This window comes from Prevotella sp. P3-122 (genome assembly GCF_002251365.1).
GTDB lineage: Bacteria > Bacteroidota > Bacteroidia > Bacteroidales > Bacteroidaceae > Prevotella.
In genome coordinates this window covers 75,680-93,492 of the sequence record NZ_NPJH01000092.1, presented here as the reverse complement: position 1 = coordinate 93,492, position 17,813 = coordinate 75,680, and the positions used below count along the sequence as shown (strand labels likewise).

Below are 17,813 nucleotides of genomic sequence, written 5' to 3'. Positions count from 1 at the left end.
ATCTCATCACAGGCTGCAGCAAATAGTCGTAGAGCCTTTGGCTGTATCGTTTTCTCGCTGCCGAGGCAGCCAAGAGTATTGGCATGAACATAAATTCGGAATTATTTGCCCATTGCCGGAAGCCGTCATTGGGCTTGAACGTATCGGCAAAGGAGACAAACTACAAATACTACTTTCATTATCTTCGCATCATAAGTATTTTGCGAGTACAAAGATATTCGCATAATACTACATATCCTTGACAATGGCGTTAGATATCTGTGAAAAACACGACTCAGAGGGAGCATACATTCGACACAGCCACTAAGCGGTGTGTTATATGACAAGCAGGACTTCATATATGTCGAGGTGACAAGATACGACAAAACATTACCTTTCTATCCTTCCTGTGGTATTCCCCATCATGGCAATTATCTCTTGCTCGGTTACGAGGTTCTGGTCGCCTGGTACGGTGTTCTTCATTGCGCTTGCCGCAAGTGCGAAGTCGAGGCACCGCTGGTCATCGTCCGCCCAACGCTGACGAGCATGGATGAATGCTGCCACAAAGGCGTCGCCCACTCCCATAGGGTCTATGATGGGCTGTATGTCGTAGATGCGGGTAGTATATAGCTTGTCGTCGGCATAGAGCACTCCCGTGAGGGTATGGTGGGCAGAGGTAATCTGGTTGCGCAGGGCTATGAGCATACGGCGGCAGCGTGGGAACTGCTTTTTCAGTTCCCTGAAATAAGCCTCGTAGGCATTGCGGTCTATCTCATAGCCGGCATCCATGGCCTTGAACGGGATATGCTTCAGCCCGCTTGCCACCTCCCATTCGTTCTGGTCACCGAAAATGAAACTGCTGTATTCCATGAGCTTGTGAAGGGAGTCGTGTGCGTTTGCACCTTCATATCGCCACAGGTTCTTGCGGTAGTTGATGTCGCAGGTGACCTCTATACCCATGCCGTCGGCAAGGCGCACGGCCTCCATAGTAGTGTCAAGGGCATCCTGGCTGACGGAGCATGTTATGCCCGAGCAGTGGAAGAGAGACGCACCGGCAAAGATGTCGCTCCACTTTATATCTCCGTTACGCAGCGTACAGAACGATGAGTCGTTGCGGTCGTAGACGACAACAGGATTTCGCATGGCAGCTGCAGACTCGAAATAGTAGGTACCGAGCCTATCGCCACCCCTCACTATATGTCTGGTACTGAGCCCGAACTGCTGCAGGTGCATGAGAGCCGCCCTGCCCATGGCATTGTCGGGCACACGGGTGACATACTCAACATTATCGCCTAAGCAGGCGAGCGATATAGCGACATTGGCCTCTGAGCCGCCATAGTTGGCTGAGAGCGAGGAGCCTTGGCTCAGACGCTGGCATCCCGACTTTGATAGTCTCAACAGTATTTCTCCGAAAGTAACAATCCTTTTATCCATGACAAGATGATTTTGAATGCAAAATTACTTGTTTTTCTAAAAATGCCATTCTTTTTTATATTGTTTTTTTTGCTCCTTTAGACATTTTTGGTATATTTGCAACAACAAAAATAAATTCTGACATGCATATGAAAGATATCAGACTACTATTACTAATACTTGCCGCAGCAACAGGCTTGGCCAATGCGCAGACTGACGTAAGCCGAAAATATATGGTAAATGCCGATTTCAGCAACGGCACCATGACGAACAAGTCTCCGGAAGGATGGACGTTATCGCTGACAACATCGGGCGTACAGTCTACTATCAGCACTGAGGGGAAAGGCAACGGGCTGATTGCCGCTGGGCAGAACCACTGGCAGCTATGGCAGGAAAGCGGCTCACTGAAGGGAAAGGCCTTCCAGACCACAAGCAGGCTTCCGTTGGGCAGATACAAGCTGACGGTTGACATGGTGACGGCGTTCAGCGAGGGAGAACTGAGACTGTATATTGGCTCCGACTCTACAAAAATCCTATCGGGCAACAACAGGACATACGAGGTTGAGACACTGGTTACATCAGAAACCCCGGAGGCAGGACTTTACATAACTATAACAAACGGCGGACTGCTCGACTTCGACAACTTCACATTGTACAGATACGAACTGACTGCCGAAGATGCCAGGAAGATTGTAGAGCCACTATATAAAATATGTATAGCCGACACCCTGTCGAAGGGACGCCAGAAATGGTATAACCGTGACGAGATGATTGAGGCATTGGAAACCTACAAGAGCATGGGCGATGACGACAGCTCCATATTGGCCGCCACAACCAAACTGCAACAGGCGCACGACAACTTCCAGCAGATAAAGTCCGACTACGTACAGCTCAGGGAGGAGGCGGCAAGCTTTTACACAGAGATACAGAAACTAAAGTTCGCCTATGTCGACAGTGTCTACAACATTCGCAAACAAATCAATTCCTACTACCTCAAGATGGAGGACCACTACGAATGGGTAAAGGCAACCCTGGCATCACTCCACTACATCATGGACGTATACGAGAAGTATAAGGAACTGGCCAAAGCCATCAGCTACGCCAACACACAGATGCAAGCTACCAACTATGAAGGCAAGGCCGACCTGCAAGCCGTCTTCAGCGAGGCATGGCAAACAGCAGCCGAGGCAACAACAACGGAGGAGTTTGACTCATGTATCAAAACCGTCTGCCAGGCACTGGACACTTATCTCGCCACAAGAGCATCTGAATGGATAACCGTCAAGAACGGATTGCCTCACTATACCGACAACAGGGCAACCGTACAGGCACACGCCCCGGGATTTGTGCGCGTTGGTGACATATGGTACATGTGCGGAGAAGACCGCACCAGCCAATGGAACCCTGACGTAAACCTCTATTCTTCCATAGACCTTGTAAACTGGAAATTCGAGAAGAAGATAATACAAAACGGTGTTACCACAGCAGAGTTGGGCAGCAGCAGGATGATAGAGCGGCCTAAGCTGTTGTACAACAGCAAGACAGGGAAATATGTGGTATGGTGCCACTACGAGTCGGGAGACTACAGTGCCTCAGAAGCCGCCTGCTTCGAATGCGACTCCATAAATGGAGCTTACAAATATATATGGAGCGGACGTCCAATGGGCATAAAGTCACGCGACTGCAATGTATTCCAGGACAACGACGGCACCGCCTATTTCATATCGACCACAGAGGAGAACCAGCACCTGGGACTGTTCCGTCTGTCAGACGACTATCATGAGGCCGTTGAGCACACGCAGCTCTTTGCATGGCAAAGCCGCGAGGCTCCTGCCATAGTACGCGTCGGCGACACATACTTTATGTTTAGCTCGGCCTGCTCAGGATGGGACCCTAACCAATGCAAGCTATCATACACCAGCAATCTGCAGACAGGATGGAGCTCACTGTCAGATATTGGCAACAGTATCTCATACGACACACAAGCCGCTGCCATCTTAGAAATAAAGGGAACGAAGGCCACAACCTATCTGTATGTAGGTGACAGATGGCAAGACCCGGGGTTGACAGAGTCGAAGATTATCATGTTCCCGATAACGTTCAACGGCAATTCGTGCTCATTCAAATATCACGAGAGGTTTGACATCAACTTCGTAACGGGCGAATGGCGTGAGACACCGACTGAGGAAATATTCCTGAGCAAGAAGAACTGGAAAGTAGCAGACTGCAGCAGTCAGGAGGGAATCAATCCGGCCTCGTATGCCATTGACGGGAATGTCAACACCTTCTGGCACACCCAATATAGCGGTACCGTAGCAGAAGCACCACACTATATCACCATTGACCTGGGCAAGCAGTACAGCATCAAGAGCTTCCTGGCCACACCACGCATGGATGGGAACACCAACGGACTGATACGTAATTACCAGTTCCTTGTGAGTGATGACGGAGCAAACTGGACAAGCACACGGTCGGGCGACTGGATGCCATACTGTACGGAGGTTGCCATAAATACCAAGGAAGGCAGATACATTAAGCTTGTGTGCACGGAAGGAACATTCGCCTCGGTGGCCGAGTTGGACGTCGTGGCAGAGGAAGTTGATACAGGTATCGATGGTGCCGGCTATGACGATAATGGAAAGACCGTTGCGTCGCACAGGCTATATACCATAGACGGACAGGCGGCATCCGACAGCTGCAAAGGCTTGCTGATAGACAAGATTACCTATACTGACGGTACCACACGATGTGTGAAGAAGGTTGTGAGATAGGAATACGAAATTACGGGTTGTTGCAACAAGAGCAACAACCCGTAACCCGTAATTCAGAATTCGCCGCAGGACTACTTCTTTGCCACAAGTTCCATGGTATCGCGTGCGATAACAATCTCCTCGTCGGTAGGAATGAGGCAAACCTTTACCTTTGAGTCGGGAGCTGAGATGACACGCTCTACGCCACGGCAGTGGTTTGCTTCCTTGTCCATCTTGATGCCAAGGAATTCAAGACCCTGGCAAGAATCCCAGCGTACATCTTCCTGGTTCTCACCTACTCCGGCTGTCCACACGATGATGTCAACACCACCCATGGCGGCGGCATACTCACCGATATATTTCTTTATGCGGTAGTTATACATCTGGAGTGCGAGGTGAGCACGCTCATTGCCCTCGCTGTCAGCCTTCTCTATCTCACGCATGTCGCTTGACAGCCCGGAGATGCCAAGTACACCGCTCTCCTTGTTGAGGAACTCAGCCATCTCATGCGGAGTCTTGCCAAGCTTCTCCATAAGATATGTCACGGCACTTGGGTCTATGTCACCACTACGGCTACCCATCATGAGTCCGGCAAGCGGAGTGAGTCCCATGGAAGTGTCGATAACCTTGCCGTACTTCACGGCAGCTATTGACGCACCATTGCCTACGTGGCAGGTGATAATCTTCTGTGTCTTGATATCCACACCGAGGAACTCGCAGACACGCTGTGACACATAGCGGTGTGAGGTGCCATGGAAACCATAGCGGCGAACATGATACTTCTTGTACAGCTCGTAAGGTATGGCATAGAGGTATGCATAGTCGGGCATTGTGCTGTGGAAAGCATTGTCGAATACTGTTACCTGTGGCACATGCGGCATCAGGGCATTAACGGCGCGTATGCCACGCAGGTGTCCGGCATTGTGTACAGGAGCAAGGTCGCAAAGGCTCTCGATACCGTCCTCAACTTCCTTTGTCACGATGCAGCTCTTCTCGAAGAGGTCACCACCCTGCACTACACGATGGCCAACGGCATCTATCTCGTCGAGGCTCTTCAATGCTCCGAACTCAGAGTCGAGCAGGCACTTGAACACGAAGTTGACGCCTTCCTTGTGGTCGGGCATGTCGTGCATGATAATCTTCTTCTCTCCATTAGGCATAGTAATCTTTATGAATGCCTCATCGAGTCCGATACGCTCAACACCACCCTGTGCCAGAACGGACTCATCGTCCATGTTGTAAAGCTTGTACTTGATAGATGAACTACCGCAGTTCAATACTAATATCTTCATAGTTTTGTATATTATTTTAATTTAGACTTATGCTGTAAGAGCATTTGTCATGCTTTTGCGTCCATTGCCTGGCAGGCGGTTATCGCTACCATATAATATATGTCCTCTACAGAGCAGCCGCGGCTAAGGTCGTTTACCGGGCGTGCTATACCCTGGAGGATCGGGCCTATGGCAATAGCGTCGCCAAGGCGCTGTACCAGCTTGTATGCGATGTTTCCTACCTCAAGGCATGGGAACACGAGCACATTGGCTTTTCCGGCAATGTCGCTGCCCGGTGCTTTCTTGGCACCTACAGACGGTACGAGGGCAGCATCTGCCTGTAGCTCGCCATCAACCTTAAGCTCTGGGGCAAGCTCGTGGGCGAGACGTGTGGCCTCAACAACCTTGTCCACCACCTCATGCTTGGCGCTGCCCTTGGTGGAGAAGCTCAGCATGGCAACCCTTGGGTCAGCAAATCCGGCAACACTCTTTGCGGTCTGTGCCGTGCAGACTGCTATCTGGGCAAGCTGGTTGGCATCAGGCATCGGGGTAACGGCAACGTCACCAACAACGAGCACACCGTCCTCACCATACTGTTTTTCCTTTGAGATAAGCAGCATGCCGCCACTTACGCATGTAATGCCGGGAGCGCACTTGATAATCTGTAATGCTGGACGCAGAGTGTCACCAGTGGTGCTGAGAGCACCGGAAATCTGGCCGTCGGCACCCTCGGTCTTGATAATCATGCAGCCAAGGTAGAGAGGGTTCTTCACCAACTCGCGTGCCTGCTCTATGGTCATACCCTTCTTCTTGCGCAGCTCGGCAAGCAAAGCAGCATACTCTTCGCTCTTCGGGTTGTTGAGCGGGTCGATGATGGTAGCCTTGCCGATGTTCTGCAAACCCCAGCCTGCGGCGAGGTTGTTGATCTCTTCGGGGTTGCCAATGAGAATGATGTCCGCAATGTCGTCAGCCAAAACTTGGTCGGCGGCCTTCAAAGTACGCTCCTCAGTAGCCTCTGGGAGTACGATGCGCTGCTTGTTTGATTTTGCGCGCGCAACAATCTGTTGTAATAAATCCATAGTTTTGTATATGTAGAATGTTAATTGTATATCTTCGTTATTCTCATATCCATTCCTTGCATGCAAAGGTACACCAAAATCAGCGAACGGCAAAGCGATTGCTTATCTTTTTGTTACGCCATCTCTCTTGCCAGCACACTCTCCAACTCTTCTGCCGACAGGCGCAGGCGGAACTCTCCCTTGATGGCAACGCTGATGCGTCCCGTCTCCTCGCTCACCACTATGGCAATGGCATCCGAGTCCTGCGAGATACCCATGGCAGCCCTGTGACGCAGTCCCAGCTCCTTAGGTATGTCAAGACTGTGCGACACGGGCAGTATGCACCCCGCGGCCCTTATCCTCTTCTTCGATATCACCATTGCTCCGTCGTGCAGCGGCGAGTTCTTGAAGAATATGTTCTCTATGAGTCTCTGGTTGATGCGCGAGTCAATCTCGTCGCCGGTATTCGCAATATCGTCGAGGGGAATTGCACGCTCGATTACTATCAGCGCACCGACCTTGCCCTTGGACATATCCATGCATGCCATAACGATGGGCATTATCGTCTCCTTGTCCTCCTCTATCTCGGCAGTCTTCTTGCCAGAGAAGAACTTGAACAGCCCGCGCATACGCTGGTGAGTGCCCAACGAATAAAGGAATTTGCGTATCTCCTCCTGAAAGAGCACTATCAGGCCGACCACTCCCACGGACACCAGCTTGTCCATGATACTGCCCAACAGCCGCATCTCGATGACCTGACTTACAAAAAGCCATATCACCACAAACACGATGATGCCGATGAAAACATTCAGCGACCGGCTCTCCTTCATGAGCCGGTAGATGTAATAGAGCATCAGTGCCACCAGCACTATGTCCACTATGTCTTTTACTCCAAAATCAAAGAACATTGTCTGTGAGATTAAGGTTATTGCCCTGAAGCTGACATCATACTAACCATTCGTACCGTGTCGACAGCCTCCTTCACATCGTGTACGCGAAGGATGCCCGCTCCCTTCATCAGCGAGACGGTATTAAGGGCGACGGTGCCACAGAGCGAGGTCTCTGGCGTACCACCAGTCAGCTTGTATATCATCGATTTCCGCGATATGCCTGCCAGCACGGGCAGCTCCAGCACCAGCAGCCGCTCAGCCTCTGCCATTATCTGGTAGTTCTGCTCAAGCGTCTTGCCAAAGCCGTACCCCGGGTCCAGGATAATGTCCTTTGCGCCAAGGTCACGTAGCTGCTGCACCTCTGAGGCAAAGGCCAGAAGCATCTCGCGGAGTGTTGGCTTCACCGACATGAGGATATATGGCACCCTCAGCTCACCAACCAGCTCAAACATGCTGCCGCTCTCATGGATGGGAGTGTTGACGATACCTGTCAGGCCACCCTCCGAGACATCGTTTATGATGTCAGCCCCCCACTCTTCTATACACCTGCGGGCAACAGATGGCCTATAGGTATCTACCGACAGCGGAACGTCGGGCTGCTCGCGACGAACAATGCCAAGCGCCCACTTAAGCCTTCGGGCTTCCTCAGCCTCGTCGACTTCAGTAGCACCCGGCCGTGTGGAGAACGCACCGACATCTATGAAGGCTCCGCCCTCCTCCACTATCTGGTTGGCCCTCGCGGCTATCTCCTGCTCGGTTTGCTTGCGGCTGCCTGAGTAGAATGAGTCTGGGGTGACATTGAGGATGCCCATAACCTTTGGCTGCGACAAGTCCACAAGGCGGCCTCTAACGTTAATAGTATATTCAACAGGTTTAATCATACCCTGCAAATTTACTAACTTTCCACGAAAGAAAACAATGTTTTCCAAGTTTTTCCTCATAAGAATAAAATATATCGGCAAATTTATATAATTTTGCATCGACATACTATCATTATCATGGACATAGCAGAACTATACAGGCTCTACCTGCAGACAGGCAGGCAAGCAACAACCGACTCCCGCGACTGCCCGGCCGGTTCTATCTTTTTTGCACTGAAAGGCGAGTCGTTCGACGGGAACAGGTTTGCCAAGGCTGCACTCGACAAGGGATGCGCATACGCCGTTGTTGACGAAGCAGAATACGCCGACTGCTCCGACCCAAGGTTCATACTCGTTGATGACGTGCTCACGGCATTCAAGGAGATGGCAAGGGAGCACAGACGTCAGTTCAGCATACCTGTCATCGGCATCACAGGAACCAACGGTAAGACCACAACAAAGGAACTGGTGGCAGCGGTGCTGTCAGAAAAGTACAGCGTAATGTACACTCAGGGCAACTTCAACAACGACGTGGGAGTACCCAAAACGCTTTTGCGCATGGATGCCTGCCACGACATAGCTGTCGTAGAGATGGGTGCAAGCCATCCCGGCGACATCGAGAAACTCGTCAACTACGCAGAGCCCACATGCGGCATGATAACAAATGTCGGACGGGCACACCTGCAGGGCTTCGGCTCTTTCGAGGGGGTAAAGCAGACTAAAGGCGAGCTGTACGATTTCCTCGCAGCACACGATGGCCTCCTGTTTCTCAACTCCGACAACGAGCATCTGGTACAGATGGCTGCCGACCGCAACATATCAAGAGCCATCACCTACGGACAACATACCGAGGCAACGGTGCAGGGAGAGGTTACAGGCTGCTCGCCTTTCCTCGCCTTCCGCTTCTGGACCAACAACATCGCACCAAGAGAGATATCGTCCCATCTCATCGGCGCATACAACATCGACAACATGCTTGCCGCCATCACCATCGGCCTGCATTTCGGTGTCACGCCAGAACAGATATGCCATGCCCTCGAAAGCTACATCCCAAGCAACAACCGCTCGCAGTTTGAGGAGACGGCGCACAACAAACTCATAGTAGACGCATACAACGCCAACCCCTCAAGCATGATGGCAGCACTGCAAAACTTCAGCATCATGGATGCCAGCAACAAGATGGTAATCCTCGGAGACATGAGGGAGCTGGGCGACGTCAGCGACGAGGAGCATCAGAAAATCACTGATTTCATCGGCACTACAGACATCAAGGACGTATGGCTCGTAGGCAGCGAGTTTGCCAAGACATCATGTCCTTACAGGAAATTCAAGGATGTAGAAGAGGTCAAGGCAGCCATATCAGCCTGCCGTCCCTCCGGGTGCTGCATACTTATCAAGGGCAGCAACGGCACAAAGCTGTTCCAACTGCCAGAGATGCTGTAAAGTGAAAAGGAAAGAATGAAAAGTGAATAATCCAACGGTAATGGCTTATTGCAGCCTTTTATATCACAAAGCCATTGGATTCTTCACTCTTCACTCGTCATTCTTCCATTTTCATTTTTGGTGTCACCAGAAATCGACGATTTCAGTCAGCCTGTTTTTCCCATCCCAGACGCAAAGCATTGCAACCGTCCACGCAAAGCATTGCATGTGCCAACGCAAAGCTTTGCAACCGTCCACGCAAAGCTTTGCAAGTGCCTACGCAAAGCTTTGCATCTGCCCTCGCAAAGCATTGCGTGAAAAGAGGCTTGTCAAACAGACAAAAAAAAGAGTTACATTGCTGTAACTCTCTATCATTTTAAGTGGTGCCACCAGGAATCGAACCGGGGACACAAGGATTTTCAGTCCTTTGCTCTACCAACTGAGCTATGGCACCATCATATCTTTTTGCCTTACACGACAGGAGCTGCAGCCCCGTCTTCTGTAAAAGCGAGTGCAAAGATAGTCTTTTTTATCTGTTCCCGCAAATTTTTTTGAAGAAAAATGCTAATAATTGAAAAATTAGCTGTACCTTTGCACCCGCAAACGGGATGTAGCGCAGTTGGTAGCGCACTACGTTCGGGACGTAGGGGTCGGGCGTTCGAGTCGCCTCATCCCGACAGCACAAAGCGCAGACAGGTTCAACACTTGTCTGCGCTTTATCTTTTGCTCCCGTTATACAGTAGAGACAGCTACCTATCCCTAACCTGTCCCTCTCCCTCAATTATCCATTTGTATGTTGTCATTTCCTCCAATGCCATGGGGCCTCGCGGTCCGAGCTTCTGTGTGCTAATGCCTATTTCAGCGCCAAGTCCGAACTGTGCGCCGTCGGTGAAGCTGGTTGGTGCGTTCCAGTATACGCATGCGGCATCAACCGATTGCTGGAACAGGTGTGCCGCCGTCTCGTCGGATGTTATTATTGCCTCGCTATGCCCGGAGCCGTAGAGCTGTATATGGTCCAGAGCCTCGTCAATGGTATCTACTGTACGTATCGCTATCTTCATTGCCATGAATTCCGTGCCGAAGCTGTCATCTGTGGCAGGTTGGAGCAATTCAGAGGGATAGCTTCCTGCAAGAGCCTGGTATGCCCTCGGGTCGGCATATACCATCACTTCGTGACGCGCCAATGGCGAGCATACGGCCGGAAGGTCTGGCAATCTGTCGGCATGCACTATCAGGCAGTCGAGGGCATTGCATACGCTGCACCGTCTGGTCTTGCCATTCTCTACGATACGGGCCGCCATTGCGATGTCGGCATCCTTGTCGAGATAGGTATTCACCACTCCCGCACCAGTCTCTATGACAGGCACCTTGGCGGTGTTGCGGACGAAATCAATAAGCTTTCTGCCACCACGTGGTATGCACACATCAATAAATCCCACGGCGTTGAGCATCTCTGCCGTAGCCTCGTGGGTGGCAGGAAGGAGTGTGGCAACGGCGGTGTCCACGCCGTGTTCCTCAAGCACGGCATGAATGAGGCTTATCGCGGCACGGCACGAGCTGTCAGCATCCTTTCCACCTTTCAGTATGCAGGCATTGCCGCTCTTCAGGCAGAGCGAGAACACGTCGAAGGTGACGTTGGGGCGTGCCTCGTAGATGACGCCGATAACGCCAAAGGGTACGCTTACGCGCTTCAGCCTCAAGCCGTTGTCGAGCGTCTTGTGCTTTGTCTCCATGCCAAGGGGCGAGGGTAGCGTGGCAACATGCCGCATGTCGTCGGCTATTCCCATGAGTCTCTGTTCGGTAAGCATCAGACGGTCGTAGAGAGGGCTGTTGCTGTCCATCCTTGCCAGATCTTCGGCATTGGCCTGCAGCAGCGTGTCGCTGTTGGCTATTATAGCATCGGCTACCGCCATCAGTATGGTGTTTCTCTTATCATCGGTCAGCAAGGCCAGTTTCCGGCTTGCCGACTTCACCTTCGTGAATGTCTCTGTAAGTACCATAAATATATAATAAGGTGTATTCTATTAATTGCCTGCCCACTCTGCCATCATGCCTGGAATTCCGTGTGCCTGGTCTCCTCCGGCCTTGTGATAAGGTCTATGAGGATGTCATCGCGCTTGCCGTTGGCAATAATGACCTTTATTCCACTATGCTGCACCCTTCGGGCAGTAGAATACTTCGACACCATGCCGCCGCGTCCCAAGGAGCTTTTTGATGCCTGGATGTATTGCGACAGGTCGGTGCTGGCCTCCACTTTACGGACAAGCGTACTTTGCGGGTCACAGGGATTGCCGGTATATATGCCGTCGATGTTGCTCAGCAGTACCAGCATGTCGGCGTGAAGCATCATGGCGATAAGCCCTGACAGCTCATCATTGTCGGTGAACATCAGCTCGGTGACACACACCGTATCGTTCTCGTTGACTATCGGCACTACCCCATTCTCGAGCATCACGGTCATACATGCCTTCTGGTTGTCATACTGCTCACCCTGCTCAAAGTTCTCCTTCATGGTCAGCACCTGCCCGACATGCAGGTTGTGCTCACGGAACAGGTCGTAGTAGAGTCCGATAAGCTTCACCTGTCCCAATGCTGAGAACAGCTGCCTCTGCTCTACGGAGTCAAGGTCGTGGTCAACCTTTAGCTCCCTGCGTCCGCACGCCACGGCACCCGATGAGACAAGGACCACATCGTGTCCCTGTCCCTTCAGCCATGCCACCTGGTCGACTATTGCCGACACTCTCGTGACATCCAGCTTGCCGTTGTCTCGTGTCAGCACGTTGCTGCCCACTTTTATTACTATTCTCATTTCTTGTCCTTTTCCCTGATCTCAACCCTGCGTATCTTTCCGCTGATGGTCTTTGGAAGCTCGTCAACAAACTCGATGATACGCGGATATTTGTATGGTGCGGTCTCGTGCTTCACATGAGCCTGCAGCTCCTTCACGAGAGCCTCGCCGGCCTTTTCCTTCCAGTCCTTGTGCAGCACTACGGTAGCCTTTACCACCATTCCCCTGATTTCATCGGGCACGCCCGTGATGGCACATTCCACTACAGCAGGATGGGAGATGAGCGCGCTCTCCACCTCAAACGGACCTATGCGGTATCCGCTCGACTTGATGACATCGTCGATACGGCCTACAAACCAGTAGTAGCCGTCCTCGTCGCGCCATGCCATATCGCCCGTATGATACAGGCCATCGTGCCACACCTGCTTGGTCATCTCTTCGTCACGGTAGTAGTATTTGAACAGTCCGTAAGGCTTGCAGTCGCCGACCCTGACGCAAATCTCGCCCTTCTCACCGTCCTCACACTCTGAGCCGTCGGACTTGAGCAGGCGTATGTCGTACTGCGGGTTTGGCTTGCCCATGCTACCTGGCTTCGGTGTGTTCCAAGGGAAGGTGCCAAGGGTCATGGTAGTCTCGGTCTGTCCGAAGCCCTCCATGAGGCTTATGCCCGTCAGCTCAAGGAACTTCTGATATACGGCAGGCTCCAGTGCCTCACCGGCTGTGGTGCAATAGCGGAGTGACGAGAGGTCGTACTTGGAGAAATCCTCCTGTATCATGAAACGGTAGATGGTGGGAGGTGCGCAGAACGAGGTGATATGGTATTTCTCAATGGCGCGCATAATCTTCTCCGCTGTAAACTTCTCGTGGTCGTATACGAATACCGTTGCTCCCGCAAACCACTGTCCGTAGAGCTTGCCCCATACAGCCTTGCCCCAGCCAGTGTCGGCAACGGTCAGATGGATGCTGTCAGCGCTGAGGTTGTGCCAGTATACGCCAGTAGTGAGATGGCCAAGGGCATACAGATGGTCGTGTGCAACCATCTTCGGCTCGCCGCTTGTTCCGCTGGTGAAATACATCAGCATGGTGTCCTCATTGGTATTGACATTAGCTGGGCGTTCATACCGCGGAGCCTGTTGCCACTCAGCGTTCCAGTTATGGAAGCCCGCAGCAACGGGTTTCCCGGCCTCAGTGTCGGAGTTTACTGCCACGAGCACCTTCACTGTTGGGCTCTCGTCCATGGCAGCGAGTATCTGCGAGGTAACATATTCATCGTTGACGCTCACTATAGCCTTGACGCTTGCGCGGTTGTTGCGGTAGACGATGTCGTGCTTGGTAAGCATGTGCGTAGCAGGTATAGCCACGGCTCCAATCTTGCATAGCGCAAGCATGGATAGCCACCACTGGTAGTGGCGCTTGAGGATGAGCATCACCATATCGCCGCGGCCTATGCCGAGACTTTGGAAATAGCTTGCAGCCTGGTCGGTCTGCTCCTTTAAGTCCTGGAACGTGAAGCGTTTCTCCTCACCTCTCTCGCTCGTCCACAGCAGGGCGAGCTTGCCTGGTGCCTCCTCTGCCCATGCGTCCATGACGTCGTAGGCAAAGTTGAAGTTCTCTTTTATCTTGAATTGCAGGTTCTGCTTGAAGTCCTCTTCCGATGAGAACTGTGTCTGTGCCAAGAATCTCTCAATCATAGTTTTTGCTTTTTTATAGTCGGCAAGTAATCAGTCTTTTTGCTTGTCAACTAAAATATTATTGCCAAGAATTTCACTTTCTGCTCACCAATAGTCCTCATGCCATGGGGCTGAGTGGCATCGAAGATGATGCTGTCACCCTCGTGTAGCACCAGCGTCTTCTTGCCTATGGTCAGCTCCATCTCGCCTTCCAATACCATATTGAACTCCTGACCGGCATGCGTGTTCCTTTCAGCAGGAGCATCGGCAGGCTTTGGCTCTACGGTAACGATGAACGGGTCGGCCTTTCTTCCCCTGAAGCCGCTGGCCAACGACTCGTAGTGGTAGGCCTTGCGGCGCTCGACACTCAGTCCCTGTCCCTTACGGGTAAGGAAATAAGAGCTCATGTGTGGCTCCTCGCCGAACATCAGCACGTCGAGGGAGATGCCATATTTCTTGGCAATCTTCTGCAGGTTGCTGACATGCAGCTCGCTCTCGCCATTTTCCATGGCAACATATTCGTCATTAGTGATAGCACAGGTTTCTGCCATCTCCTCAACAGAGAGGTCGAGAACGTCCCTCAGTCCTTTAAGGCGTTCGCCTATTAGTTTGATAGTATCTTCCATAATGTTGTGATAATTATTGTTTGGTGCAAAAGTATAACATTTTTCGCATATATCTATACTTTCGAGGCTTTTATTCCCTTTATCACAGCCGAAGTAAATCCGTTGTGCTCCATTTCGTTCAGTCCCCTGATGGTAAGTCCGCCCGGTGTCGTCACCTTGTCTATGGCACTTTCCGGATGCTCGCCAGTAGCCTGCAACAGCTCCACAGCCCCCTTCATGGTCTGCAAGACAATCTTCTGCGCAGCCTTAGCCTTAAATCCCAGTTCTACGGCACCCTCTATGCTTGCCCTTGCATACCTCATGGCAAAGGCTATAGAGCACGACAGTGCTGTGGCGGCGGGATAGTGGTCCTCGTCTATGGAGACGGTCTCGCCCAGCGAGTTGAACAGCCCCTCGATGATGTCTGTGGTCTTCTCGTCGGTATTCACTGGTGTGATATATGTCATTGACGCCTTGTATTCGATGGCGATGTTGGGCATGGCGAGCACGAGCTGTGGCACGGCCCCGTCCTTCTCCGTCCATGACAGGATATTGGCGGAGCTTACCCCCGCTGCCACCACAACTAACGTCTGGCGGTGGTAGTCGAGCGACTCCTTGATGCCTCTTAGGGTTTTCTCCACGTGCCATGGCTTTACCACCACGCAGACTATGTCGGCATCCTTTACCGCCTCATTGTTGTCCGCAATGGCATTTGCACCAAGAGAGGCGAAATGGTTGAGTACAGGCCTGTTGTGGTCGCTGACTGTAAGGTCGGCAGCATTGAAGCCGTCTAGTTTAAGTATACCTTCTGCTATGGCACCACCCATGGCACCGGCACCGATAATGGCTATTTTCATGATGATATGTTGTTTGTGATGTTTGTTATTCTATGTCCTGCAGAGCTCTGGTGAACTTGTCTATGAAGGCGTCCACCATCTCCTTAGTCATGCAGAGCGGCGGGAGCAACCGGAGGACATTCGTGCCAGCGCACCCGGTGAAGCAATGTTCTTCGAAGATAAGTTTCCTTCTGACTTCCTTGTGCGGTATGTCGAGTACCACGCCTACCATCAGTCCGCGGCCTCTCACCTCGGTGATATGGCTGTTCTGCTTCTGCAGTTCCTTGAGTCGGGATATGAGATACTCGCCCGTCTCATGGGCATTCTCTACAAGATGCTCGCTTTCGAAGACATCGAGCACGGCAAGTGCTGCCGTACAAGCGAGGTGATTGCCACCGAAGGTTGTACCGAGTTGCCCATATACAGGCTTGAAATCCGGCGATATCAGCACGCCGCCCATAGGGAAGCCGCAGCCTATACCCTTGGCCACCGTTATGAGGTCGGGACGGATGCCCAGCCACTGGTGTGCGAAGAACTTTCCGCTACGGCCATATCCGCATTGTATCTCATCGCAAATGAGGAATGCGCCATACTTCTTGCAGGCGGCATGGAGAGCCTGGGCAAACTCCGGAGTAATCATATTGCATCCGCCTACGCCCTGTATGGCTTCTATGATGCAGGCGCACACATCGCCCTTGGCGAGTTCCTTCTCCCAAGCACCAATATCATTGATGGGCAGATAGGTCACGTGGCCGTTATCGTTTATCGGTGCTATGATTTTTGGATTGTTTGTTGCTTCTACAGCGAGTGAAGTCCTACCATGGAAAGCCTTCTCTGCAGAAAGCACGCGCGTGCGTCCGTTTGTGAATGAAGCCAGTTTCAGGGCATTCTCGTTTGCCTCAGCACCAGAGTTTATGAGGAAGAACTGGTAGTCCTCATATCCGCTTGCCTTGCCAAGCCTTTCTGCCAGCTGCACCTGCAGCTTGTTGATAACCGAGTTGGAGTAGAAGCCCAGGCTGTTGAGTTGCCGGGTCATCATCTCCACATAATGCGGATGGCAGTGTCCTATGCTTATCACGGCATGACCGCCATACAGGTCAAGGTATTCCTGGCCTTTGTCGTCCCATACCTTGCAGCCTTGTCCCTTTACTATGTTTATGTCAAATAGTGGGTATACGTCGAATAGTTTCATAATTTATGTGAAGAATGAAGAGGGAAGAATCCTATGGTATAAGGAGACTTGCCCTTTCAATAGATTTATTGGATTACCCTTAAAACGCTGACGGTTTCAGATTAAGACCAGATTTCTCATCGATGCCGAACATGATGTTCATATTCTGTACAGCTTGTCCCACAGCCCCCTTCAGCAGGTTGTCGATGCACGATGTGATGAGCAGCTTATTGCCGAACTTGTCGCAATGGACAAGAGCCTTGTTGGTGTTCACCACCTGCTTCATGTCGATGCTCTTGTCCACATAGTGAGTGAAGGCGGCATCCTTGTAGAACTCCTTGTAGCCCTCTACTATTTCCTCTATCGGCTTGTCGGTCCTTACCACCTCGGTAGCGAAGATGCCCCTTGCAAAGTCGCCACGGTAAGGGATGAAGTCGATGGCGGCATCGAGGTAGCCCTGCACCTGACGTAGGCTTTGCCTTATCTCAGGCACATGCTGGTGGGTGAACGCCTTGTAGATGCTCATGTTGTTGTTTCGCCACGAGAAGTGTGTGGTGGCACCGGGCTTCTGTCCCGCACCTGTTGAGCCTGTTATGGCATTGACGGCAACATCATCGTTGATGAGTCCCAGCTTGGCGGCAGGCAACAGTCCCAGCTGTATGCACGTGGCAAAGCATCCGGGGTTGGCCACATGCCGCGCATTGGCTATAAGCTCCCTGTTTATCTCTGGCAGTCCGTAAACAAAGTCGTGGTTGGCAGGAGTCATAAAACCGGCATTGCTGTCATTGCCCGCAATGCGAAAGTCCTGTGCAAGGTCAATAATCCTTACATGCTGCGGAATATGATGCTCCCTGATAAACGCCTCGCTCTTGCCATGACCGAAGCAGAAGAATATAACGTCGACATCATCAAATGGCATGTCGGCGGTGAACTTCATGTCTGTGTCTCCATAGAGACCCTCGTGTATGTCGGCAACATAGTTGCCTGCGTTGCTTTCGCTGTTTGCGAAAACTATCTGTGCCTCGGGGTGGTGTATCAAGAGGCGAATAAGCTCGCCTCCTGTATACCCCGCCGCACCAAGAATTCCAATCTTTATCATT

The 17,813-nt window shown here is 51.7% G+C and carries 13 protein-coding genes, 2 tRNA genes and 1 pseudogene; 3 read left to right on the top strand and 13 right to left on the bottom strand.

Annotation, left to right across the window (positions count from 1 at the left end; translation table 11 throughout):
* Positions 1-369: 369 nt before the first annotated feature.
* Positions 370-1,413, bottom strand: a complete 1,044-nt coding sequence (locus CIL02_RS15195; protein WP_094403010.1) for a sugar kinase — start codon at positions 1,411-1,413, stop codon at positions 370-372.
* Between the two features lie 128 nt (positions 1,414-1,541).
* Here CIL02_RS15195 and CIL02_RS15190 point away from each other — a divergent pair, with 128 nt between their 5' ends.
* Positions 1,542-4,163 carry a discoidin domain-containing protein gene (locus CIL02_RS15190; RefSeq protein ID WP_170935126.1) on the top strand — a complete coding sequence of 874 codons (2,622 nt, stop codon included), beginning with the start codon at positions 1,542-1,544 and terminating at the stop codon, positions 4,161-4,163.
* Positions 4,164-4,234: 71 nt separating this feature from the next.
* Here the strand turns inward: CIL02_RS15190 and CIL02_RS15185 are convergent, their stop codons facing one another.
* The 4 genes from CIL02_RS15185 to folP form a co-directional block, all read right to left on the bottom strand.
* Positions 4,235-5,434: an acetate kinase gene (locus CIL02_RS15185; RefSeq protein WP_094403006.1), complete on the bottom strand. Its 1,200-nt coding sequence runs from the start codon at positions 5,432-5,434 to the stop codon at positions 4,235-4,237.
* 47 nt (positions 5,435-5,481) lie between these two features.
* Positions 5,482-6,492: a phosphate acetyltransferase gene (gene pta / locus CIL02_RS15180; RefSeq protein ID WP_094403004.1), complete on the bottom strand. Its 1,011-nt coding sequence runs from the start codon at positions 6,490-6,492 to the stop codon at positions 5,482-5,484.
* Between the two features lie 113 nt (positions 6,493-6,605).
* Positions 6,606-7,379: a diadenylate cyclase CdaA gene (cdaA, locus tag CIL02_RS15175; protein ID WP_094403002.1), complete on the bottom strand. Its 774-nt coding sequence runs from the start codon at positions 7,377-7,379 to the stop codon at positions 6,606-6,608.
* A gap of 17 nt (positions 7,380-7,396) precedes the next feature.
* Positions 7,397-8,242 (bottom strand): dihydropteroate synthase, encoded by an 846-nt coding sequence (folP, locus tag CIL02_RS15170; protein WP_094403027.1) that lies wholly within the window; start codon positions 8,240-8,242, stop codon positions 7,397-7,399.
* A 117-nt stretch (positions 8,243-8,359) separates the two neighbouring features.
* On the opposite strand from folP, the gene murF reads away from it, so the two are divergent.
* Positions 8,360-9,664: a UDP-N-acetylmuramoyl-tripeptide--D-alanyl-D-alanine ligase gene (murF, locus tag CIL02_RS15165; protein WP_094403000.1), complete on the top strand. Its 1,305-nt coding sequence runs from the start codon at positions 8,360-8,362 to the stop codon at positions 9,662-9,664.
* A 360-nt stretch (positions 9,665-10,024) separates the two neighbouring features.
* On the opposite strand, the gene CIL02_RS15160 is transcribed toward murF, so the two are convergent.
* A tRNA-Phe gene (locus tag CIL02_RS15160) sits at positions 10,025-10,097 on the bottom strand.
* Between the two features lie 150 nt (positions 10,098-10,247).
* On the opposite strand from CIL02_RS15160, the gene CIL02_RS15155 reads away from it, so the two are divergent.
* Positions 10,248-10,320, top strand: a tRNA-Pro gene (locus CIL02_RS15155).
* Positions 10,321-10,392: 72 nt separating this feature from the next.
* Here CIL02_RS15155 and CIL02_RS15150 read toward each other — a convergent pair.
* The 7 genes and pseudogenes from CIL02_RS15150 to argC all read right to left on the bottom strand — a co-directional run bounded on the left by CIL02_RS15150 (position 10,393) and on the right by argC (position 17,812).
* The gene (locus CIL02_RS15150; RefSeq protein ID WP_094402998.1) at positions 10,393-11,643 is read right to left on the bottom strand and encodes a glutamate-5-semialdehyde dehydrogenase; all 1,251 of its coding nucleotides are present in this window, start codon (positions 11,641-11,643) and stop codon (positions 10,393-10,395) included.
* Between the two features lie 53 nt (positions 11,644-11,696).
* Positions 11,697-12,452, bottom strand: a pseudogene (proB, locus tag CIL02_RS15145) (glutamate 5-kinase); the annotation flags it as partial.
* Positions 12,449-14,122: an AMP-binding protein gene (locus CIL02_RS15140; RefSeq protein ID WP_094402995.1), complete on the bottom strand. Its 1,674-nt coding sequence runs from the start codon at positions 14,120-14,122 to the stop codon at positions 12,449-12,451. The pseudogene proB and the gene CIL02_RS15140, both read right to left, overlap by 4 nt.
* A 50-nt stretch (positions 14,123-14,172) precedes the next feature.
* The gene (locus tag CIL02_RS15135; protein ID WP_094402993.1) at positions 14,173-14,727 is read right to left on the bottom strand and encodes a cupin domain-containing protein; all 555 of its coding nucleotides are present in this window, start codon (positions 14,725-14,727) and stop codon (positions 14,173-14,175) included.
* 53 nt (positions 14,728-14,780) lie between these two features.
* On the bottom strand, positions 14,781-15,563 hold the full coding sequence (locus CIL02_RS15130; RefSeq protein ID WP_094402991.1) for a pyrroline-5-carboxylate reductase: 783 nt from the start codon (positions 15,561-15,563) through the stop codon (positions 14,781-14,783).
* 25 nt (positions 15,564-15,588) lie between these two features.
* A complete protein-coding gene (locus CIL02_RS15125; RefSeq protein WP_094402990.1) occupies positions 15,589-16,734 on the bottom strand; it encodes an aspartate aminotransferase family protein in 1,146 nt (381 codons plus the stop codon).
* Positions 16,735-16,813: 79 nt separating this feature from the next.
* Positions 16,814-17,812 (bottom strand): N-acetyl-gamma-glutamyl-phosphate reductase, encoded by a 999-nt coding sequence (gene argC, locus CIL02_RS15120; RefSeq protein ID WP_094402988.1) that lies wholly within the window; start codon positions 17,810-17,812, stop codon positions 16,814-16,816.
* Position 17,813: the final 1 nt, after the last annotated feature.